This window comes from Shewanella decolorationis S12 (genome assembly GCF_000485795.1).
In the GTDB taxonomy this organism is placed as follows: Bacteria; Pseudomonadota; Gammaproteobacteria; order Enterobacterales; family Shewanellaceae; genus Shewanella; species Shewanella decolorationis.
In genome coordinates this window covers 50,368-72,663 of the sequence record NZ_AXZL01000066.1, presented here as the reverse complement: position 1 = coordinate 72,663, position 22,296 = coordinate 50,368, and the positions used below count along the sequence as shown (strand labels likewise).

Annotated in this window: 24 protein-coding genes; all 24 read right to left on the bottom strand. The window is 45.8% G+C overall.

What is annotated here, in order from left to right; all coding sequences use genetic code 11:
- Positions 1 to 15 precede the first annotated feature (15 nt).
- Positions 16 to 813 (bottom strand): flagellar biosynthetic protein FliR, encoded by a 798-nt coding sequence (gene fliR / locus SHD_RS10785; RefSeq protein WP_023267140.1) that lies wholly within the window; start codon positions 811 to 813, stop codon positions 16 to 18.
- A 4-nt stretch (positions 814 to 817) separates the two neighbouring features.
- Positions 818 to 1,087: a flagellar biosynthesis protein FliQ gene (gene fliQ, locus SHD_RS10780; protein ID WP_023267139.1), complete on the bottom strand. Its 270-nt coding sequence runs from the start codon at positions 1,085 to 1,087 to the stop codon at positions 818 to 820.
- 17 nt (positions 1,088 to 1,104) lie between these two features.
- Complete coding sequence (gene fliP / locus SHD_RS10775; RefSeq protein ID WP_011622079.1) at positions 1,105 to 1,851, bottom strand: flagellar type III secretion system pore protein FliP; 747 nt, start codon at positions 1,849 to 1,851, stop codon at positions 1,105 to 1,107.
- Complete coding sequence (fliO, locus tag SHD_RS10770) at positions 1,848 to 2,255, bottom strand: flagellar biosynthetic protein FliO (protein ID WP_023267138.1); 408 nt, start codon at positions 2,253 to 2,255, stop codon at positions 1,848 to 1,850. Before fliO ends, fliP begins: the two co-directional genes overlap by 4 nt.
- 35 nt (positions 2,256 to 2,290) lie before the next feature.
- A complete protein-coding gene (gene fliN / locus SHD_RS10765) occupies positions 2,291 to 2,665 on the bottom strand; it encodes a flagellar motor switch protein FliN (protein ID WP_011716424.1) in 375 nt (124 codons plus the stop codon).
- 12 nt (positions 2,666 to 2,677) lie between these two features.
- Positions 2,678 to 3,709 (bottom strand): flagellar motor switch protein FliM, encoded by a 1,032-nt coding sequence (gene fliM, locus SHD_RS10760; RefSeq protein WP_023267137.1) that lies wholly within the window; start codon positions 3,707 to 3,709, stop codon positions 2,678 to 2,680.
- 40 nt (positions 3,710 to 3,749) lie between these two features.
- Complete coding sequence (fliL, locus tag SHD_RS10755) at positions 3,750 to 4,271, bottom strand: flagellar basal body-associated protein FliL (RefSeq protein ID WP_023267136.1); 522 nt, start codon at positions 4,269 to 4,271, stop codon at positions 3,750 to 3,752.
- 82 nt (positions 4,272 to 4,353) lie between these two features.
- The gene (locus tag SHD_RS10750) at positions 4,354 to 6,006 is read right to left on the bottom strand and encodes a flagellar hook-length control protein FliK (RefSeq protein ID WP_023267135.1); all 1,653 of its coding nucleotides are present in this window, start codon (positions 6,004 to 6,006) and stop codon (positions 4,354 to 4,356) included.
- Between the two features lie 155 nt (positions 6,007 to 6,161).
- The gene (gene fliJ, locus SHD_RS10745) at positions 6,162 to 6,608 is read right to left on the bottom strand and encodes a flagellar export protein FliJ (protein ID WP_023267134.1); all 447 of its coding nucleotides are present in this window, start codon (positions 6,606 to 6,608) and stop codon (positions 6,162 to 6,164) included.
- Between the two features lie 11 nt (positions 6,609 to 6,619).
- Positions 6,620 to 7,957, bottom strand: coding sequence for a flagellar protein export ATPase FliI (fliI, locus tag SHD_RS10740; RefSeq protein WP_023267133.1), 1,338 nt, complete (start codon positions 7,955 to 7,957; stop codon positions 6,620 to 6,622).
- The gene (fliH, locus tag SHD_RS10735) at positions 7,926 to 8,873 is read right to left on the bottom strand and encodes a flagellar assembly protein FliH (RefSeq protein ID WP_023267132.1); all 948 of its coding nucleotides are present in this window, start codon (positions 8,871 to 8,873) and stop codon (positions 7,926 to 7,928) included. The genes fliI and fliH overlap by 32 nt, the downstream gene beginning before the upstream one ends.
- Positions 8,860 to 9,906: a flagellar motor switch protein FliG gene (gene fliG, locus SHD_RS10730; protein WP_023267131.1), complete on the bottom strand. Its 1,047-nt coding sequence runs from the start codon at positions 9,904 to 9,906 to the stop codon at positions 8,860 to 8,862. The genes fliH and fliG overlap by 14 nt, the downstream gene beginning before the upstream one ends.
- A complete protein-coding gene (gene fliF, locus SHD_RS10725) occupies positions 9,899 to 11,584 on the bottom strand; it encodes a flagellar basal-body MS-ring/collar protein FliF (RefSeq protein WP_023267130.1) in 1,686 nt (561 codons plus the stop codon). Before fliF ends, fliG begins: the two co-directional genes overlap by 8 nt.
- A gap of 45 nt (positions 11,585 to 11,629) precedes the next feature.
- Positions 11,630 to 11,968: a flagellar hook-basal body complex protein FliE gene (fliE, locus tag SHD_RS10720; protein ID WP_011625692.1), complete on the bottom strand. Its 339-nt coding sequence runs from the start codon at positions 11,966 to 11,968 to the stop codon at positions 11,630 to 11,632.
- 177 nt (positions 11,969 to 12,145) lie between these two features.
- Positions 12,146 to 13,486: a sigma-54-dependent transcriptional regulator gene (locus tag SHD_RS10715; protein WP_023267129.1), complete on the bottom strand. Its 1,341-nt coding sequence runs from the start codon at positions 13,484 to 13,486 to the stop codon at positions 12,146 to 12,148.
- Positions 13,479 to 14,561: a sensor histidine kinase gene (locus tag SHD_RS10710; protein WP_023267128.1), complete on the bottom strand. Its 1,083-nt coding sequence runs from the start codon at positions 14,559 to 14,561 to the stop codon at positions 13,479 to 13,481. The genes SHD_RS10715 and SHD_RS10710 overlap by 8 nt, the downstream gene beginning before the upstream one ends.
- Before the next feature lie 108 nt (positions 14,562 to 14,669).
- Positions 14,670 to 16,103, bottom strand: coding sequence for a sigma-54 dependent transcriptional regulator (locus SHD_RS10705; RefSeq protein WP_023267127.1), 1,434 nt, complete (start codon positions 16,101 to 16,103; stop codon positions 14,670 to 14,672).
- A 287-nt stretch (positions 16,104 to 16,390) separates the two neighbouring features.
- Positions 16,391 to 16,801, bottom strand: coding sequence for a flagellar export chaperone FliS (gene fliS, locus SHD_RS10700; protein WP_039978131.1), 411 nt, complete (start codon positions 16,799 to 16,801; stop codon positions 16,391 to 16,393).
- Positions 16,802 to 16,807: 6 nt separating this feature from the next.
- Positions 16,808 to 17,128: a hypothetical protein gene (locus SHD_RS10695; RefSeq protein WP_023267125.1), complete on the bottom strand. Its 321-nt coding sequence runs from the start codon at positions 17,126 to 17,128 to the stop codon at positions 16,808 to 16,810.
- A 27-nt stretch (positions 17,129 to 17,155) separates the two neighbouring features.
- Positions 17,156 to 18,526 (bottom strand): flagellar filament capping protein FliD, encoded by a 1,371-nt coding sequence (gene fliD / locus SHD_RS10690; RefSeq protein ID WP_023267124.1) that lies wholly within the window; start codon positions 18,524 to 18,526, stop codon positions 17,156 to 17,158.
- A gap of 42 nt (positions 18,527 to 18,568) precedes the next feature.
- Positions 18,569 to 18,955, bottom strand: a complete 387-nt coding sequence (locus tag SHD_RS10685) for a flagellar protein FlaG (RefSeq protein WP_023267123.1) — start codon at positions 18,953 to 18,955, stop codon at positions 18,569 to 18,571.
- Between the two features lie 130 nt (positions 18,956 to 19,085).
- Entirely contained in the window at positions 19,086 to 19,904 is an 819-nt protein-coding gene (locus SHD_RS10680) for a flagellin N-terminal helical domain-containing protein (RefSeq protein WP_023267122.1), read from the bottom strand.
- Between the two features lie 254 nt (positions 19,905 to 20,158).
- Positions 20,159 to 20,980 carry a flagellin N-terminal helical domain-containing protein gene (locus SHD_RS10675; protein ID WP_023267121.1) on the bottom strand — a complete coding sequence of 274 codons (822 nt, stop codon included), beginning with the start codon at positions 20,978 to 20,980 and terminating at the stop codon, positions 20,159 to 20,161.
- A 94-nt stretch (positions 20,981 to 21,074) separates the two neighbouring features.
- On the bottom strand, positions 21,075 to 22,286 hold the full coding sequence (flgL, locus tag SHD_RS10670) for a flagellar hook-associated protein FlgL (RefSeq protein ID WP_023267120.1): 1,212 nt from the start codon (positions 22,284 to 22,286) through the stop codon (positions 21,075 to 21,077).
- Positions 22,287 to 22,296: the final 10 nt, after the last annotated feature.

Below are 22,296 nucleotides of genomic sequence, written 5' to 3'. Positions count from 1 at the left end.
CGCGTTCCTATCCGGTTAGAATATGCCATTGGCTTGACACTGAAGCCCTAAAATATCACACAGCAAAAGCTGTGCCGATGCCCAGACTTCTTCGAAATGGGCCATCACGGGAGTCAAGGTCAACCATAAAATCAGCAGTCCACCAATCATAGTGATGGGGAAACCTATCGAGAAAATGTTCAGCTGCGGCGCGGCGCGGGTCATGACTCCAAAGGATAAGTTAACGAGTAGTAAAGCAATAATCGCCGACAGCGACATGGTCAGTGCCGCGCCAAACATATAGGAGCCCCATTCCGCCAGCGAGCGATAACTTGTCAAGGTTAATCCTTGATTCGAAATCGGTAAGGTCTCAAAACTGGCGACGAGCATGCGGATCATCAACAGGTGTCCATCGACGGCGAGAAAAATCAGCGTCGCGAGTAATAAAAAGAAGTTACCTATCACTGGCGTTTGTTGACCAGAGCCCGGATCAACCATAGAGGCAAAACCTAAGCTAGTTTGCATACCAATGATCTGACCCGTTAACACAAAGGTTTGCATCACCATTTGGGTCACAAAGCCCATGGCGACGCCAATAATGATTTGCTGAGCGGTAATAAAAACAGCGCTTAAGGAAAAGAGTTCGGCATCCTTAACGGGTGGCAATACCGGCGCAATGGCAAGAGTGATAGCTATAGCAAGAAGCAAACGTACCCGAGTCGGTGTTGTTGCGGCACCAAACACCACCATAACCATCAACATGCTGGCCACTCGAAACAGTGGCCACATATAAGAGGCTATGGTTTGCATTAAGGTATCGAGCAGCAGCTCCATGGACTTAACCTACCACTTGGGGAATGCGGTTAACCATTTCGATAAAGAAATCCATTAGAGTTTGCACTAGCCAATGGCCCATCAACATTAAACCTAGCAAGGTCACAAGTAATCGTGGTAGAAAACTTAAGGTCTGTTCGTTAATTGAGGTCGCCGCCTGGAACACCGCCACAATTAAGCCAATACCAAGCCCCGGCAGCACGATGGCCGAAACCATCATGACAATCACGGCTAAGGCCTCACGGAAAATATCGATTAGAGCTTCTGGCGTCATCGCGAATCTCCGCTCGTCTAACCAAAGCTATTGGCGAGTGTGCCCATTACTAGGCCCCAGCCATCGACAAGCACAAATAGCATGATCTTAAAGGGTAAAGAGACAATCATCGGCGAGAGCATCATCATACCCATGGCCATCAAGATACTGGCTACCACGAGATCGAGTACCAAGAAAGGCACAAACAACATAAAACCAATTTGAAAGGCTGTTTTAAGTTCGCTGGTGATAAAAGCTGGCACCAACACGCTCATTGGCGCTTCTTCTGGGGAATTAATGTTTTGATACCCCGAGATATCAATAAAGGTTTTCAGATCTGTGGTACGTACCTGCCCTAACATAAATGCCCGTAAAGGCTCCTTACCTTTATCGAAGGCCTGTTGCAGCGTGAGTTGCTCATCGATATAGGGTTTTACCCCTTGGTCATAAATTTTGTCGAACACAGGCGCCATAATGAAAAAGGTCATGAACAGGCTCATGCCAATCAAAACTTGGTTAGAAGGTGTCTGTTGTAAACCAATGGCTTGGCGCAAAATCGACAGTACTACAATGATGCGGGTAAAGGACGTCAACATAATGACCATAGCGGGGATAAAACTCAGCGAGGTCATTAGCAACAGGATTTGCATGGTCACCGAATATTCGGTCGAACCATCGGCGGCGGTTTTTACGGTTACCGCAGGCAATACACCATCGGCCGCACCCACCGATGCGGCAAACAACAGGGTACTGACCCCAATTAAGGTGAGTATGTACTTCATCATTGTTTTAATTTCGCCTGCCGTAGCTTTTCTGCAAAGGAAGTGGACTCAATTTCGATAGGCTCGGCTAATTTATCAATTAAATTAACCTGTTGCCCACTCACACCAAGTAAATACTGCTGCTCACCAACTTGAACCAATACGAGGCGCTCTTTCTGCCCAAGCGATGTAACTGCAAGGGTTTTTAGCACACTGTGATTCGTTGGAACTAAATTAAATCGCCTTAGCAAATAAGCTAAGACGAAGATGAGCAATAGCACTAAAATAAGGCCGCCAAGCATACTCGCCGCTGCCGCCATTTGTGATGGCTCGGTCACTTTTGTCGTTGCCACTGCACCTTGGTTGGCTACTTCAGCCATACTCGCCTGAGCCGCTGACGCTGCATTGAGAATTACGGATATGCTCATCTCTGTCCTTCAGGCTTATTCTTACTGGCTTAAAATTATTTAAGTTTTTTGATACGCTCAGTTTGACTGATCACGTCAGTTAAACGAATACCAAACTTATCGTTAACCACAACCACTTCGCCATGGGCGATAAGCGTGCCATTCACCATCACGTCTAGCGGCTCACCCGCCACCCTATCCAGCTCCACTACAGAACCTTGGTTAAGCTGCAGTAGGTTACGAATACTGATATAGCTGCGACCGACTTCCATAGAAATTGTCACAGGAATATCCAAAATGGTGTCTAGTTTGGCGGCTTCGGCCTTACTAATTGGCTGCGACTCGTCTACAAGCTCGTCAAGATCAATGGCGTTTGCTTCTTCCAATGCTTGCTCGGCCATGGCCGCTGCCCAATCGTCATCTGTACTCATCTCACTTCACCTTTATAATTCTGATATATCTCTGGCTTTGCCTTTACGTGTCACTAATTGCAGTTCGGACTTAACCGTCTCTGGACGTGGGATTTTTTCGTAAACTTTAAGCGCTAGATTATCGCGTGAACGCCCCATTTTACAGCGATATGTCGGTAAGTCTTCGATTTTCATCATAATGTATTCTGGCAGTTCAACAGGAATAATATCCCCTGCCTTAAAGTTCATGACGTCTTTGAGTGTGAGCTCATGCTCAACGACTGTAGCATCAAAGCCGACCTTTACGTCCATAATCTCGTCATGCAGCGCCTGTGACCAACGCATATCCGTATCTTGTTTATCACTCTGCACACCAGCATCGAGCAGTTCACGGATTGGTTCAATCATCGAATACGGCATAGTGATATGGAAATCGCCGCCACCGCCATCAACCTCGATATGGAAAGAGTTAATCACCACCACTTCAGTGGGACTGACGATGTTCGCCATTGCAGGGTTTACTTCGGAGTCTAGATAATCAAACTCCACATCCATCACGGGTGCCCAAGCATCTTTGTAGTCTTCAAAGATAATCTTAAGCAACAGTTGCACAATCCGACGTTCGGTTGGGGTAAATTCACGGCCTTCAATCTTGGCATGGAAACGACCGTCACCACCAAAAAAGTTATCCACCAAAATAAACACTAAGCGCGCTTCCATGGTAATAAGCGCGGTACCTTTTAAGGGATGAAAACGCACCATATTCAGACTGGTTGGAACGAATAAGGTATGTACGTACTCACCAAACTTAAGCATTTGCACACCGTTAATCGACACTTCGGCCGCACGACGCATCATGTTGAACATGCTGATCCGCAAGTGGCGGGCAAAACGCTCATTCACAATTTCGAGCGTGGGCATACGTCCACGCACAATACGGTCTTGGGAGGAAAAGTCGTAGGAGCGAGCTTCCAGCCCCGCGGCATCATTCTCACTGTCCTCTTCGACGTCATCCACTCCATGTAAGAGCGCATCAATTTCGTCTTGGCTTAATAAATCACTCACAGTATTGTCTTCGCCTCTTTAACGTGCTGAAGATAAAGGGTTATTGCATTACAAACCCGGTAAAGAGTACTTTTTCAACCACTTTACGTCCGGTCACGGATTGCAAGGTATTTTGTACACTCAAGAGCGCTAATTGCCGTAATTCGTCTTTACCTGCCTGAGTACTCAGTTTTTGCACATCTGCCCCGCTAAAGGTGGTTAACAACGCATCCTCAATTAATGGAATATGCTTTTGGGTCAACACGTCATCATCTTGGCCTCGAACCATCAATTGCACTTTAATTTCGACAAGTCGAGAGCGGTCTGGCCCAGGAAGATTGAACAAAAATGGACGTGGCATAGGCACATAGGCAGCCATTGCAGGTTCTGCAGCAGGCGCCTCTGCTTCGGTTTTAGCACCTTCAGCATCAGCGGGTACTTCATCACTACTACCAAGAAAAAACCACAGAGCACCACCAATTAGTAGGGCTGCTAAAACACCGACCCCAATAAAAATAAATAGCTTCTTTTTACTTTTAGGCGCTTCGGTACTTTCAAGTTCTAATGATTCTTCCTTGGCCATCTTCTGTACTCTTTAATTGGCTAAATGCGGGAATGGATTACGATGCGGATTATAATCCGCTTTATTACTATAGGTTACCTTCTTAAGCGTAATAATCTATACCCGAATTTAAACTAGTTGCTTGATTTAAACCTAAATCTAGCTCTTCTGCCGAGAAATCATCCATATTTCCGCTGCCCGAACCACCCGCTTCGCCAAATCCACCCTCGCGGCGTTGACCTTGGTCACCATGGGAAACATGACTGTCAGCCAATTGCATACCTTGTTCCTGTAATAATTCACGCAGGCGGGGAATGGCTTGCTCAACCACATCGCGGGTCTGAGATTGGGTAACATGGAACTGCACTTGCGTTTGGTCGCCATGTACTTGCACTTTAACTAGCATATGACCCAGTTCTGGCGGATCTAACCGAATTTCAGCCTGCTGGATCCCTTGACTTACCATAGTCACCAACTGCTGTTTCATCACGGGTGAAAAACGCTGGATCATCTCCTGCATTTGGTTTTGAGTTTCTACACCTTGGCGCAAGGAAAGCTGCACTTGTGGAATATCCTGACGATTTGTTACCTGCGTAGTCAAAGAATGCAATGAGGATACAGGTTTAAATTCAACAGGTTTAGATTCAACGCCCGATGATTCGTCTGTATTGAACGACGTTAAGCGACTATCTTGCGGTGTATCGAGACTGACGGCTAACTTGGCATCCTTTAGTAAAAATCCAGCAGAAATTTCAGCTCGGGAAGGATTTTCTGTAGCAAGATCAGGGTCAATGCTCACAGTTCCTAAGCTATTGGAATCTTTAACATTCGAAACAGAAGCTGCATTAACTTGTAATATATCCACATCGCTAGCAGAAGCTTTGATTGATGCTTGATTATCTACAGCCACAGGTGACATTGCTGTATCGGTCCGCGGTGTAGGCATATTCATCACCTTACCGCTAAGCTCCATCTCTTTTGTACCTAGTTCTTTTGAACCTAAAATAGGCTCTCCATCAATGGGTAAAATATGATTTTCGGACGTTTTAATAAACTTATCCGATCGTAAACTAGCCAGAACAAATCCATCATCAGCAATAGATGAATCCTCGCCGAAGGAGTTAGCCTTAAATGATATTTCAAGGGCAGCAGTCAGTGCATCATCTACAACCTCTTCAGCGCCATTAAGTGATGAAGATTGCGGTTGTAATATCTGCGCAGATACTTGCTCTGCATTTTGGCTGACCGTAGTTAACAAGCCAGCTTCCCTCTGCTCACCATTGGAATCAAGCTTTAGATTGCCAAGGTTTGCTGTGCTGGACTCAGTAAACCTAGCAAGTTCATCGGAAAAATTGCCAACAACAAGAGACTCATCAGTCTGAGATTGATCATCGGCCAAGATAGAGGAAGATGCTGGTTCTGCATCTTCAGTTGCTATGATATCAGCATCAAGCGGCAAAGCTTCACCCGGTGCTGCCGCTTTCTTCATCTCATTTGCCATCCCAATCTGGGCAAAAATTAAGTTGATATCGGCTTTATCATCGGTATCACTCTCGTCCACATTCGTCTCTGATTGTGACGATTTAACTGGCACTTCTTGAGAAACTCTAGTTTTCGTTGATGGAGTAGAAGTAGATGTTACTGATGCCAATGCAACAGAAAAATCTTCACTATTAGTATCTTGTGACATCGTCTTGCCAGAGCTTGCACCGTTTTTCGCGCTTGGCGCTAATAGGATATTGTTCATTTGTTGCATATCAGCTCCTAAACATTCGCCCGAGAAAATTCCATTCAGGCAACGTCAATTTATGCGGCTTCTGCCATATCTGGTATAAAGCAAGCAAATAAAATGCCAACAAATGGAGGTTACAGATTTAAGAAACAACTTAAACAAGCAATGGCGAGCTTTGGTTAGGGTTTATTGCGGCGAAAAAACTGTTGGGAAGCAAATTCATCGGTCATCTTTTGCTCTTTCTTCAACTCAAGCGCTTGGCGTTTTTTCTCTTTATTCTCTAAGAGTAGTTCTACCGCCTTGCGTTTCTTTTGCTTCTCGAGCCAATGCTGCTGACGATAATTTTTTTGCTTCTCACCATCGGCGACCACACGATTTTGCTGGGCAATCGCCTCATCGATTTGCCGAATAAAACGGTGAAATTGGTGATAATGACTGGCGCTGATGGCTTGACCTTGCTGTGACTGCATCTGCTTCATGTATTCCAATCGGTAGTTGTTGAGAGCATCTAACTGATTTTGTCGCTTTTGACACTCTAATTGCGCCGACTTCAGCAGTAGTGCTGCTTGCTCCTCTGAATCGAGGGCTAATTTTAATACCAGTAACAGAGGATCGGCATTCGCCATAACAGTCTCGATTATTTACATTGCGCCGCGAGTTGCCCAAGCATGACTTGGCTATCGGCAAAACTAAAGGCATCACGCATGGTTTGCCGTAAGAAGGCATTCATCGCAGGTTGTAGGCGTATGGCGTTATCGATTCGCGGATCACTGCCTTGGGCATAAGCCCCGATCGAAATCAGATCCTTATTCTGCTGATAAAGGGAATAGGTCTGTTTAACCCGGCGCATGGCTTCTAAGTGCTCGTTTGAAATCACCATTGGGGCCACACGGCTAATGGAAGCCTCAATATCGATTGCGGGATAGTGCCCAGAATCCGCCAGTGAACGGGAGAGCACAATATGCCCATCGAGGATCGCCCGAGAAGCATCGGCAATCGGATCCTGTTGGTCATCGCCCTCGGTCAGCACGGTATAAAATGCGGTGATAGAACCCTGTCCAGGGCCTCCATTACCCGCCCGTTCAACTAAACGCGGTAATTTGGCAAATACCGAAGGTGGATAACCTTTAGTCGCCGGTGGTTCACCCACGGCTAAGGCAATTTCCCGCTGCGCCTGGGCGTAACGAGTTAAACTATCCATTAATAACAATACGTTATAGCCTAAATCCCGAAAATACTCGGCGATACGAGTCGAGGTTTCACAGGCGCGCAGGCGCATCAGCGGTGAGGTATCGGCGGGCGCCGCCACCACAACCGAGCGTGCTCTGCCCTTTTCCCCGAGGATTTCTTCAATAAATTCTTTAACTTCGCGACCACGCTCACCTACCAGCCCCACTACAATAATGTCGGCCGTGGTACCTCGGGTCATCATACCTAGTAGCACACTCTTACCCACACCTGAGCCAGCAAATAGGCCCATACGTTGGCCCTTACCAACGGTGAGCATGGCATTGATGGCGCGCACCCCCACATCGAGTGGTTCAGTAATCGCACGGCGAGAAAGTGGGTTGATAGCGTTACTGTGCCTCGGCGCCTGCTGATCGGTCGATAAAGCGCCAAGACCGTCTAATGGCACACCGTTACCGTCGAGCACTCGTCCGAGCAGGGATAAACCAACATTTAGCCCCGTTTGCTCACCGAGGGGGATAACCCGCGCGCCGGGTAACACGCCGCGCAATTCTTCAATCGGCATAAGATACAGCAGCTCATCGTCAAAACCGACAACTTCGGCTACCAACTCTCCCGCCATGGTTTCGATGGAGCACAAGCTACCAACGGGGGCTCGACAACCACTCGCTTCTAAGGTCAAGCCAACAACACGCACCAGTTGACCACTGGCGACGGCTCGAAACGGCGGGACTTTGTCGATGCAATGATTCAGCTTATTCAGCAGTTGATGGCGGCGATTTTGCATCTTCCTCTCCATCATGTTGTTGCTGGTTGTTTCGAGCTTCGTCATCTAACTCGATGGTCGAGGCAATTTTAGCGGAATTTTCCTCATCAAGGTCCGCTTGGCGCTGTTGTTGCTGATGGCTTAAATGGGATTGCTGGTTACGTAAGGACTCAAAGACCGCATCAATGCGCGAAGATAGGGTTAAATCCACCAACGAGCGTTGGCTGCTGATAATACAGTCTCCCGAATTTAAGCTGGGGTCGGCCTCTAACTGCCACTGATTACGGTTTAATTGGGTACGGGTATAAAGCTGTTCAACCAAAGCGACATCGTCGGGATGCATACGAATACTGACGCTTTGCTCTTTAATCGGCAATGATTCAACCCCTAAACGCAGCGCAGATAAGATTTGCTCTGGATGAGTCTTAAGTTCATGGCCAATCACCGATTTAGCCAGCGCCATAGCGAGTGTCATTAAGGAGTGCTCAATATCACCATCGAGTAATTGCAGTGGCTTTTCAAACTGACTCAGCAGCCCTTCAAAGCGAGTGACTAATGATTTGGCTTCGGCAAGCCCAGCTTCGAGCCCCTGCTCATGCCCTTGCGCGAGACCTTCTGTATGGCCTTGCTCTAATCCTTCAAGTCTGCCCTGCTCTAGCCCTTCGGCGTAACCTTGAGTCTTGCCTTCGTTAAAACCTTCTTCTTCGGCCTGGGCGCGAATGTCTTCGATTTCCGCCATTGTCGGCGGGGCAACGGTTTCCGCTGACACTGTTTTCGGCGCTTGTTGCGGGCTGTAACCGAACAAGTTAGACATACTCACGTCTTCGGTTTCCGTTACATCGGGTAATTGCCAATGGCTGAACTCGATTTCAGCGTCGCTCACCACCCGATGAGACAATTTGTTGTCGCTATTGTCACTCCGATTAGAGGAACTCATCGCCACCACCGCCGCCTAACATGATTTCACCGCTGTCACTTAACCGACGTGCAATTGACAGAATTTCTTTTTGGGCGATTTCTACTTCGCTGATCCGGATAGGACCCATAGCCTCTAAATCGTCACGCAGCAATTCGGCAGCCCGTTTTGACATATTGCCCAGAATTTTGTCTTTGAGTTGATCGTCTGCGCCTTTCAGCGCCTTCATCAATACATCCTGCTGTACTTCACGCAGCAAGGTTTGGATACCGCGGTCGTCTACATCGATCAGGTTTTCGAATACAAACATTAAGTCTTGGATTTGCTGCGCCATTTCCTCGTCGGTTTCGCGCATGGTTTCCATCAACTGACTTTCGATACCAGTATCGAGGTAGTTCATGATGTTGGCCGCCGCTTTTAGGCCGCCCATCTTCGCTGCCTGCGCGCCACCTTGGCCGGCGAATTGTTTCTCCATGATATCGTTCAATTCCTGCAATGCCGCAGGTTGCACTTCTTCAAGGTTAGCAATACGCATCATTAAGTCTAAGCGGGTATTCTCTGGGAACTGGCCAAAAATCTCCGCCGCTTGGTCTGGCTCTAAATAAGATAAAACAATGGTTTGGATCTGTGGATGTTCATTTTGGATGATAGTGGCAACTTGGCGCGCATCCATCCATTTGAGCGAGTCCAAACCTTTGGCGCCGCTGCCCATGATAATTTGTTCAATCAAATTACCGGCTTTATCTTCACCTAAAGCCGCGGTTAACGCCTTACGGACGAACTCTTCACTGTTAAAACCAATCGAAGAATACTTTTGAATATCATCGAGAAACAGCTTATGTACCCCGATGACTTTTTCCTGACCGAAGTCTTCCATGGCCGCCATCGCCATACCCACCTTTTGCACTTGCTTAGGTTCTAAGTGCTTTAAAATGGAGGCGGCATCGGCTTCACTCAAACTTAACAGTAAAATTGCCGTTTTTTCGATACCGCTGAGATCCTTTACATTAAAGCCTGAAGTTTCAGCGGCATCTTTTGATTTATTCTCAGCCATTGTCTTGTAACCAGTTTTTCACGACTTGGGTAGAAAGCTCGGGCTCATTAGCCACAAGCGCACGGATAGCTTTAATCATATCATCATCTTTATGCAGATTAGGGATAAGAATTGAGCCATCGTCGGCATAACTATACTCTGCTTCTTTGGTATTGAGCATCCCTAAGGTATCGGCGGCGTATTGGTCTTCAATCTCGGCCAACTCATTACCCAATCTTGAATCCTCAGGCATATTTACGCTATCGGGATAGATTAAACGTTTGAGCATTGGACGAACTACCGCAAGGATCAACACTAAGATCACTAACGCACCAACACCTAACTTGACCGCACGCCAAAACCAAGGTTGCTCCCAAAGTTCAGGCGCAGGTACATCTTCAACCAATTGATCCATAAAGGGAACAGTAACAACCTCAAGCACATCCCCACGCTGCGCACTAAAACCTACTGCGCCTTCCAATAAACGACGGATATTTGTTAACTCTTGCTCGGTACGAGCAACACGCGCCACTTGGCCGTTTTCACCAGCGGCGCCCGGTTTAAAGTCCACCGCAACCGATACACTGACGCGGCGTACAACGCCAATTTGCTGACGGGTATGGCTGATCGTGGTGTCTAACTCAAAATTACGGGTCGCTTCTCTGTGCGAGTTACCTGCGGTCACACTTTCTGTTGCCTTGGTCGCATCCTGCGGAATATTAGACTCCATCGGAGGCTGATTCGATAAAGCACCAGGAATACCGCCAGAGGAACCCCCTGTAGAATTATTCTCAACCGTCATTTCACTACGTAATGAAGGTAAATCAGGGTTAAAGCGTTTTGCGGTTTGCTCAACCGCGGTGAAATCCATACTTACATCGACTTGTGAAGTGAAATTATCAGGCCCAAGAATGGGTGAAAGAATGGAATCAATTTTAGTGCGGTATTCAGCTTCTTTTTGCTGAACCAGTTCAAGCTCGCGACGAGCTCTTGCAGACACACCATCTTGGCTGCCTGAATTCAGTAAGCGGCCGTTAGAATCGGTGACAGTGACCCGTGAAGGCTCTAGGCCCTGAACCGCAGAAGCGACGATATCCACAATGGCATCGACCTCACCTTGGCCTAAACCGCCACGGCGAGTGTTAATTACAACCGTTGCACTAGGCTGAGCCGTATTGCGGGCAAACACGTTTTCTTTAGGTAGCGCTAAAATCACTTTGGCGCGGCTAACACTTTGTAGCTGTTCGATAGCGCGAGCCAAGTTTTCCTCTTGGCTGTGCTTCAGGCGAGCTTGCTCCATTCTTTGACTTACACCAAAACCACTGTCTTGGCTAAGATAATCTTGATTTGAAGCCGCGGCACTGTCGATACCCGCACGGCTAAGCATCATTTTTACTTCTTGATACTTATCTTCGGGCACCTTAACAACATCGACTTCTATCTGGTACTTAATTTTATTTTTATCAAGCACATCAAGTACCTGAACCATTTCCTGAGTTTCCATTTTACCTAATGGACGATACTCAGGCTCCTGTGCCCAGATCATGACAAACACCGCTAATGCCAAACAAATGGCGAGGGCTAAAATCATGGTGATCTGGCGCATCATATCCACACCACCTAGATTCCCCAACACACCCGATTTATGTTCTTGCTGAACACCTTGGTCCATTGTGCTGGCGTTAGATCCAACAATCATTTCTGTGCTCACGATTCGTACCTGCTAATTGCGTTATTCACTGGCCTAAACAGGCATGCTCATTATTTCTTTATAAGCTTCAACGAGCTTATTGCGCACTTGGACTGTGGCTTCAAAGGCGACACTGGCCTTTTCACGGGCGATAACAGTGTCCGAAAGACTCACTGTGGTATCCCCCATTTCTAATCGGGTCGCGAGATTTGATGAGGTTGACTGCAAGCCACTGACATTACCAATCGCTTGGGAGAGGAGTTGCCCAAAGTCAGCACCGCTGGTGTTATTCACTTGCTGCACAATATTATTGGGTGAAATCCCAAAAGAAGGTTTGATTTCACCTTGAAGTGACTGCATTTCCTGCAGTAATGAATTCGCGCCAATTTGCATGTCGTGCTCCCCATCGTCGAGTTATTGACGATTAAACTCTCTAGATAAACAGGATATGCAAAAGCACGGCCAAGTTTTCACTTAGCCGTGCTAAAAAGAATTTAGGGAATCGTCAAATATGAAATTGCCACAGGGTGACCCAGTGGCAAAGGTACTAGATAAGTTGCAAAACCTGCCTTAGTTAGGCAATTGAATCCCCATATCACGCATTCTGGCCATCTTGTATCTTAAGGTTCGCGCACTGATCCCGAGTTTCTCGGCAACCAGCTTTCGGCTACCTTGGCATTGCGCTAGGGTTTCGAGAATGATCACATGCTCCTGCGCCTTCAACTCTTCACCTAAACCTTCAGGCTCATTAGCGTATTCGGCTTCATCGGGTGACAGAGGCACATCTTGGGCATCGATAATAATATCGTTGGCGCTAATCACAGCTCCAGCACGTAAAATTAACGCGCGTTGGACAACGTTATCTAACTCGCGCACATTACCTGGCCAGCGATGACTAAGTAAACGACGACAAGCAGCCTCATCAAACTCAGGTAAATCCAGCACATTTAGCGCCTTTGCGTGCTTGGCTAGCAAATGCCGAGCTAGGGGCAAAATATCCGCAGGTCGTTGATTCAATGCGGGCCAGGTCAGTGGAAACACGTTTATGCGATAATAGAGATCTTCCCGGAATTGCCCCGCGGCAACTACGGCCTTTAAATCTCGATTCGAAGTGGCAAGCACCCGCACATCTAACTTAATGGTTTTGCGACCACCTAAACGCTCCACTTCACGCTCTTGTAGCACGCGCAGCAGTTTGGCCTGCAGTCCCAAATCCATTTCTGAAATTTCATCGAGTAATAAAGTACCACCCTGCGCTTGCTCAAATTTACCAGGACACGCCTGATAAGCACCGGTAAAGGCGCCCTTTTCATAACCAAATAAGGTCGCCTCAAGCATATTTTCGGGAATAGCTGCACAATTGATGGCCACAAATGCCTGATCGGCACGGCTGCTATGCTGATGAATATAACGGGCTAATACTTCTTTACCTGAGCCGCTTGGCCCTAGGATCATCACAGAGGCATCGGATGCCGCCACCCGCTGCGCCAAGGACAACAGCGCGAGACTCTTTTCATCGGCAACGACTGGTTGATCGCTATTTTGTTTGAGCGGTAAATAGCGGGAAACTTGGTTTAGCAACACCTCAGGAGCGAAAGGTTTTGCTAAATAATCAACCGCGCCCAACTTAATCGCACTGACCGCACTACCAATGGTGGCATATGCCGTCATCAGCAACACTGGCAACTTGGGGTGATGCTGCTGTAAGTAATTTAATAAGCCTAAGCCACCAATGCCCTGCATCTGCACATCGCTGATCACTAAATCAAACTGATGTTGCTTCAATGCGATAATGGCTTCCTCGCCGGAGGCCACATCAATACAGTCGTATTGCGCCAACATCAAGGTATCGAGCAATGCCTCACGCAGGGACGCATCGTCTTCGACTAAGAGTAATTTGGCTTCAGACATAGGGTTTCTCCAGCGGCAACACAGTAGCCGATTTCGCCTGCGGGAATGTCAATGACACAGTGCAACCTTTATTGGGCATACAACTCAATTGGATTTGGCCGCCATGATTGCGCACCACTGACTGCACAACGGCTAAGCCAAGGCCCGTTCCTTGCGTTTTGGTGGTAAAGAAAGGCTCCAACACTTTTTGTTGCATCTTGGCATCCAGCCCTTTGCCATTGTCGACCACATTGAGGGCTAACTGCTCGCCGATATCATTAGCAACGATTTGGATCTGCGTTGCTCCGGCTTCAAGGCTATTCATCACCAGATTATTCACGGCAGAACTGAGCGCATTCACATTCGCCAGCATTAAACCGTTGGAGGCATTGGTAACTGTCAATGCTGCGCCGCGCTGAGTCACAATCGGCTCACAGTTCGCCATGACAGTATTAATCACCTCATCAAGGTTAACCAGCTCACCCAATTCATCCTGCCGCCCTTTGGCCATCAGCAGCATATCGTTAACTTGGCGTTCAAGCTCATTGAGTCTATCGACTAATTTTTGCTGAAATTTTGCCTTTGCAGATTCCGATAATTTGGGACTGGCCAGATTTGCAGCATAGAGCAGTGCAGCCGACAGTGGCGTACGCACCTGATGCGCCAGCGTCGCGACCATTTTGCCGAGGGCTGATAAGCGCTGCAGATGGGACAGATTTTTTTGCAGTAGACGAGTTTCAGTCAGATCCGTCAGCACAATTAATTGGCCAGGTTCCGGCGTTAATGGGGTAATCGCCAATTTGACTCGGCGGCCATTACGTAATGACACCTCATGGCCGTCATCGTCCTGCGGTGCAAACGCAGTGTGGATCACATCAATCCAGCGCGCGCCGCATAACGACTGCTCCAGCAATTCCACGGCAACAGGGTTTGCATCGGTGACAATACCGTCACCGTTCAAAATCACCACGCCAGAGGGCATAGCCTGTAAAATATGCTCCATCCGATTGGACATATTGGCGGCCTCACGCAGTTGGTTCCATTGTTTGCTAGTGTGCTTGAATGTTTCAAGTTGCGCTAGTGGATGAGCAGACATAGTCACTCCGTCAAAAAATTGCTTCTGACGGAGTGTTTGCAGATTCTATGCCAAATTAAGAAATGAATTTAGATATGTAAAACAATAGGATAAACAACTGGAATATGACTATTCTTTCGTCATTCCGTACTTACGCATTTTCTCAACTAAGGTAGTACGGCGAATACCGAGCATTTCGGCGGCGCGCGCAACCACGTTATCCTGCTGTTCTAACGCTTGGCGTATCATATCGATTTCAAGCTCAGCCAACAGATCCTTAAGGTTAACCCCTTCCGGCGGTAACTCGCTCGGGAAACGGGTCTCAGGGATTTCAACCGGCTCTTCACTGGTGAAGATAGATGCCAGCGCATCACGTTCCTGTTGTTCTTCACTGAGCTCGATACTGTATTCAGGCACATCGATATGACGATACTTGATAGGCAAGTCATTCACATCGACTAACCCGCCCGGATATAAAATTGTTAAGCGCTCAACTAGGTTAGACAGTTCACGCACGTTCCCCGACCAAGCGTGTTCTTTTAACGATTCAATCGCCCGTTGAGTAAATCGAACTTTGCCACGGCCTTCGTTATAAACTCGGCTTACCAGCTCTTGCAACAATAAAGGAACGTCATCCTTGCGGTCGCTTAGTGCTGGCATTTCGATCGGAAAGACGTTGAGACGATAATAAAGATCTTCACGGAACTCATTGCTGCTAATCATGCTTTCAAGATCCCTGTGAGTCGCAGCGACAACGCGTACATCAGCGTTAATAGTTTTAGTGCCACCGACGCGCTCAAAGACACGCTCCTGCAGCACGCGTAGTAATTTGACCTGCATCTGCAAAGGCATATCGCCGATTTCATCGAGAAATAATGTACCACCTTCGGCAAGCTCAAAACGGCCCTTACGTGAGCTAATAGCGCCCGTAAAAGAGCCCTTCTCATGACCAAACAATTCGCTTTCGAGTAGTTCAGGCGGAATCGCACCACAGTTAACTGGAATAAAAGGTCCGTCACGACGTTCAGACAAGTAATGGATATTACGGGCAACCACTTCCTTACCCGTGCCCGACTGCCCGAGCACCAACACCGTCGCATCAGATGTCGCAACCTGACTGATCAAATGACGAACATTCGCGATGCCTTCACTGCGGCCCACTAAACTACGGAATAATTTGGTTTGATTAGCGCTGGTAGGAACTTGTGGACGTTTGACTTGCCCATAAACCTGACAGAAATGCAGTAGCTCTGTTAATTGTGGGTAGTTTAATGGCTCTTCAATTTGCCCAAGGATATTTGCAACCTGTAACTCGCCCACATTGCCAAAAGACAAAATGGGTTGCCACGGGTACTGACTCGCGAGCGACTTTAATTCGTCAACGGACACAGTCTCTGTGCTGATCACCAAAGCGCGATAACGGGTATCTTGGAGGCATGCACTTAATTTTTCGATGGCGATAATTTCGATCTGTTCGCCCAAAAATTCAAAAATGCAACACAAGCGACTTAAGCGCTCTGATGGGGTTCCGACAAGTAAAATTCGTTGATCTGTTTGCATCATTCAGTAGGCCGTAAAGCGCTAATTAGGTATCAATTCGCATTAATTATTTATGATTAGTTGCTGTAAAAGCTTAACAAATTCAATGTAACAATCTGTGCCACCATCACTACTGTGATGAATATTGTATTATCAGCAGTCGAGAAGCAAGCTTCGAATGCGGATTATGCCAAACTGAATTGATTTTAGTTCATTTATGCAGTGATTCTAGCGCTCAAAGTCAATTAATTGACACAAGCCAAAAAAAAAGACGCACTGAGTGCGTCTTTTATCACTTTAACCAGAGACGACTAACGAGCTTCCGCGTGAGAGGAAATATTGTGCTTATCGGCAGGAATAGCGTCCCAACCTTCCTTAATTGTCCGTAAAATATCGCACACATCATCAATCGCCTTTACATCATTATTTAAGTTGGCTTCTGAAATTTTGCGCAACATAAAGTCATATAAGTCACTGAGGTTTTTCGCGATTTGACCACCCGCATCCATATTTAAACTATTACTCAATCCGGTAATAATACCGATAGCTTTATTTATATAGATACCTTTATTGACTAAATCGTTTTGTTCGATAGCGTAACGGCTCTGAGCCAAGCGTTGTAATGCTCCAGCAAACATCAGCTGAATAATGCGATGCGGGGAAGCTACAGTAATTTCACTTTCAAGTGAAACCTTACGATATGATTGCAGTGACCCTCTCATAAACACCTACCTATTTGAATCTATAGTCTCATAAACACTGATCTGGCGCTTATTCTTACTGCTCGCATGTAATAATGCTTGCCTGTCAGCCATGAGCAAACTCGCCTTTTTAGAAAAGTCTTGAGTTAATGCAAGCTGACGCTGAAGATAGTTAGCATCCGTCATATTGGCATCAGCGACTAGTACATTGAGTAAAAGTTGACGCTCGTCTACCATACTCTGCAAATTTGAGACCAAGTCGTCGGTTTGAACATCTTCTGCAGGAATTCGTTTTAACTGCTCTAGCACTTGCTCTAGTGCACTATTGAGCTCATCAAGTTGCTTCACAACACTATTCCTTTTATCAAAAACTTTTTAGCTCTTTTTAACCGCTCCAGGAAGTGAATTCAATCGATCAACTAAACCACTGCTCTGTTGATTCAGTTGTCCAACGACTAAATCCATCGCATTAAATTGTTTGGTTAGACGGGCAGTAAGCTGATCCATTTTCAGGGTGAAAGCTTCTCTTTGGTCTGCCAAACGATTCTGCTGATTAGTAAAACTGGTTTGCCGATCAGCAATCAAGCCCCTAGCCTTAACATAACTATCTGAAAGTTCGTAGAATCGATTGGCAAGACCTTTATCGGGAGTTGCAAATAAAGCTTCAACACCTGACATATTTTCAGTAAGTGCTTTATTGAGTTTTGTATCATCTACTGAGAGTTTTCCATATCGGTCTGTTTTAATACCGATATCATAGAGTGCAATTGAGCCGCCATCCTCAGTGGGTATTCGCTCACTTGAGATACTCCTAAGCTGAGATTCAATAGAACGGATCATTGAATCACCTTGAAGTGCAGCAGCTGTTTTCTTATCTTTGTCGTAAGAAGACATCTTATCAATTGCCGTCGCTAAGCTATTGTAGGCATCAACAAAGGCTTGTACGTTGGTTTTTACTGCGTCGTTATCTTGCTCAATTTTAATCGTGGTAGTCTTTGCTATATCGGCATCTTTTAAATTCAACGTCACACCGGTAATGGCATTCTTCACCTCATTACTTTGTGAAGTGACCTTTTGATCATCGATATAAAGCACAGCGTTTTTGGCATCTTGCAATGTTGTTGTGTTGCCAGTACCAAACATATCTGTGATACCCGTTCCAGAAGTATCAGTAGCCGTTAGGGTTATTTGATTATCTTCACCTGTTTTATTGGAGCTGAAAACCAAGCGACTACCTGCGTCACTCGTAATGACTGTAGCAGTAACACCAGTGTTATCGGAGGCTTCATTGACTTTTTTAGCAATTGTTGCAAGCGAATCCGTTGCTCCGATATCAACAGAAAAACTTTTGCCATTGATATCAAAACCTAAACTGCCCTCACCTACAGGCTGAGTAGGATCGGCAACATTTGTACCCGCAATTTTGTGATTGGCTGCAAGTTGTTCAACTTTTATCCCAAAACTACCCGCTTGAGCCGTCTTATCTGCAGTAACACTTATGTAGGTGTCGCTACTCACAGAAATTTTCCGTTGATTTAATGCATCACCAGTTTGAAGTTTCTTAACGGCATCTTGAAACGTAGATAGCGCACTTTTTAAGGTTCCCATTGCAGAAACTTTTGCTTTAATGCTGTCTTCCGTCTTATTAAACATCGCTTCTTTGGGCGCTTTTTCAGCATCAACCAACACTTTTACAATGTTAGTAATGTCTAAACCCGAACCCATACCTGTCGCTGTTAATGCCATAAATACCTCTCACTCATCAACGGATAAATTACAATGTGAGATTTAAGCCTCTGTTTTCATTAGCAGACCTGTCACTTCTGACAGTTTTTCCGCTAGTTTCAGTGCTTCCTCACTCGGCATCTGTCTTATGACATCGCCAGTATCTCTATCCAAGACTGTCACTACTGCTTGCCCTGAGTTTTCATCAACTTTAAATGCAAGCCCTTTACGCATCATTGACATCATATCAGAAAGCTCAGAAGCCACTTGAGTTAACTTTCCGGGATTTTGTTCATTCTCTGCCGCACTTTGCTCTGTAGACTGTTCAACCGCAGATACGGCAGCATCGCGTTTTAATTCAACATCCGCCGTAGGTGCTTTCAGTGGTACTTGAGCCAAATCAACACGGTTTGAAGCCGCCATTGATGTGCTTGCTATATTAATATCCATAGCTATACCTCACCATCTTAAGCATTTGTCTTTAACTGCCTAACAAACACTATAACTTTAATGACCATTTATGTAGCAAAGGGAGATCCGTCTCCGAACCTCCCTTAGAGCCTTATACTTCAGTATGTTATTAAAGTAGTGATAAGGCCACTTGAGGTAATTGGTTAGCTTGTGCCAACATCGCTGAACCTGTTTGTTGTAACACTTGGTTCTTAGTCATTTGCGACGTTTCTTTCGCAAAGTCAACGTCTACAATACGGCTCTTAGCATCAGCAACGTTAGCTTGTGTGTTAGCACTGTTACTAATGTTGTACGCCAAACGGTTTTGCTTAGCACCTAAGTTAGCGCGTTGGTTATCAATGGTTTTAATTGCCGCGTCAATATTCGCTAACGCAGTAGAACGGCCTGCCGAACTTGCTACAGAAAGTGCATTTACTGAAAGCGCTGCAGCGTTAGTCGCAGTTACCGAAATAGTGATATCTTCACCTTCTTGATGGCCTACTTGGAAAGTTTTACCTGCTGAGAAGGTACCATCGAGTAACTTGGTACTACCGAATGCAGTAGTATCGCCGATTGCGGTAATTTCTAACGCAAGTTCGTCAATTTCACTCTGTAATGCCGCTAAGTCATCAGTACTGTTCGCACCGTTTTCTGCTTGAACAGTCAGGTCACGCATACGTTGCAACATGTTAGTTTGCTCTTGCATCGCACCTTCAGAGATCTGGGCGATTGAAATCGCATCGTTGGCGTTACGCATACCCACATCCAAACCACGTACTTGGCTATTTAAGCGGTTAGAAATCGCTAAGCCTGCAGCATCGTCTTTTGCGCTGTTAATACGTAGACCACTGGACAAACGTTCCATTGATGTGGCCAAATTGGTTGCTGAAGAGTTTAAGTTCTTTTGCGCTTTTAAAGATGTAACGTTTGTGTTTACTGTAATGGCCATGATCGTTTCCTCTTTATACCTGGCTTGTCTAAACTTGCCTGTCTACTTAAGCCAGGCGGGTCTTAGTGGTTACAGTATATTTAACGGCCGCACCTTTTTTATCTTTAGAATTATTTTTCAAAAATTTTTATCTATATAAAAAATCTTTTTTTTCATATAGATAAAAATTCCCACTAAAAAACTTTGCCTACTTTTCTAATCTTAGCTAGAAAAAGTAGGCAAAAGTACTCGACAAAAAATACGCTAACTTAAGCTTAGCCCAATAGTGACAACGCCACTTGCGGTAATTGGTTAGCTTGAGCAAGCATCGCAGAACCCGTTTGTTGCAATACCTGATTCTTAGTCATTACAGAAGTTTCTTTTGCAAAGTCCACATCTACAATACGGCTCTTAGCATCAGCAACGTTAGATTGGGTATTAGCACTGTTACTGATGTTGTACGCTAAACGGTTTTGCTTAGCACCTAAGTTAGCGCGCTGATTATCAATGGTTTTAATTGCAGCATCAATATTCGCTAACGCAGTAGAACGGCCGCCAGAACTCGCCACAGATAAAGCATTTACAGATAAGCTAGCCGCATTCGTAGTACCCACAGAAATCGTGATATCCTCACCTTCTTGGTGACCCACTTGGAACGTTTTGCCTGCTGAAAATAAACCTGTCATTAGTTTAGTATTACCAAATGCAGTACTATCACCAATTGCAGTAATTTCTAACGCTAATTGATCAATCTCTTTTTGCAACGCGTCCAAGTCGTCAGTGCTGTTCGCACCGTTTTCTGCTTGTACGGTCAGGTCACGCATACGCTGCAACATGTTAGTTTGTTCTTGCATCGCACCTTCAGCGATTTGAGCAATAGAAATCGCATCGTTAGCATTACGCATACCCACATCGAGGCCGCGCACTTGGCTGTTTAAACGGTTAGAAATTGCTAAACCAGCCGCGTCATCTTTAGCACTGTTAATACGCAGACCGCTCGATAGACGTTCCATAGAGGTTGCTAAACCACTATTGGAGGTATTTAAATTTTTCTGTGCCTTCATCGAAGTCACGTTTGTATTAACTGTAATAGCCATGTTGAGTTCCTCTTCCTAGTTATACCGCCAAGGCTTGGAGCTTGGCTAAATTTTTAACAATTTATCTTACAGAGGGTTAGGTCTTTGCTTTCTGTTAAATAAAGTCAAACAGGGAAACAGAACCCACCTTACTAAACACGTTAGAGACTGCGTTCAATGCAAGCTGCTGCTTTTCAAATTCCGTAATCGCTGACGCATAATCCAAATCTTCCAGAAGTGATAGTGCTGAAGTATTCACCACTTTCTCCTCTGTATGTGTATCCTTGTAGCGCTCGACGGTTTTCAGATTATTTCCCGCCACACTTCTGGCTGAACTCATCTGATTGACGCCGCTATCGATATTATTCAATAACTGTGCCAACTGAGCTTTTCCTTGGGGAGAATTTGCTGCGTTTGGATCTTCGATCAAAGCGATCGCATTACTGATCGTGTCGAAAATACTAACCTCAGCCTGAGGTTCCATGCTGAAACTATCTCCAGCGCTGGGTTTTCCGTCTATCTTGACCTCAATGCCATTAAAACTCACAGGATTCGTCGCATCGAAGTTAGCAACGTTTGCAACTGGATTATTTGCTGAATCAAGCACCTGTAGATTGACGCCACCAGAACCGTTATCAGAAAAATTAAAGGTATAAGTATCAGCCACATAAGTCGCTTGATCGGCTATTTTGGCTGTATCAACGTTAAATCCACCTTGCTGGCTGGCCAAATAATTGACGCTATAATCACCAAGACCATTAGGCGCTTTCATAAAGGCAAGATCGCCAGGAATATTGGTTCCGATGGCGACACCTGATTGCACTAAGCTATCTCGAACCCCTGAATCGCCGCTATATATGATCTTGGGTGGAGTTGAATTATCAAAAGAGAAAGGTTGTTTATCAGTACTAAACCCTGAGAACAGATAATTACCCGATTCATCTTTGCTATTGGCAATAGAGAGTAATTCTTCAAGACTATCTTTCATCTCATCGGCAATCATTTGCCGCTCTGAGTCAGATAGAGTGCCGTTGACAGCACGCATCAGCTGTTCACGAATAGAACCGGTTAAATCTTCAGCACTGCCCAATTTGCTTTCTGTAACGGCAAGGCGGTTATTGGCATAGTCGATATTCTTCATAAATTGATCGACTAAGGCATTACGTTGATTTAGGTTGTCGATACCTAAAGCCGCGACAGGATCATCCCCTGAGGTATTCACTTTTTTGCCACTGCTGAGTTGTTCAAGTACTTTGCTCGTTGCAGTTTGTTTCTGCAGCACGCTACTAATGCTTTGATTAAAGAGCTGCGCGGTTGATAGTCTCATCGTCACTTCT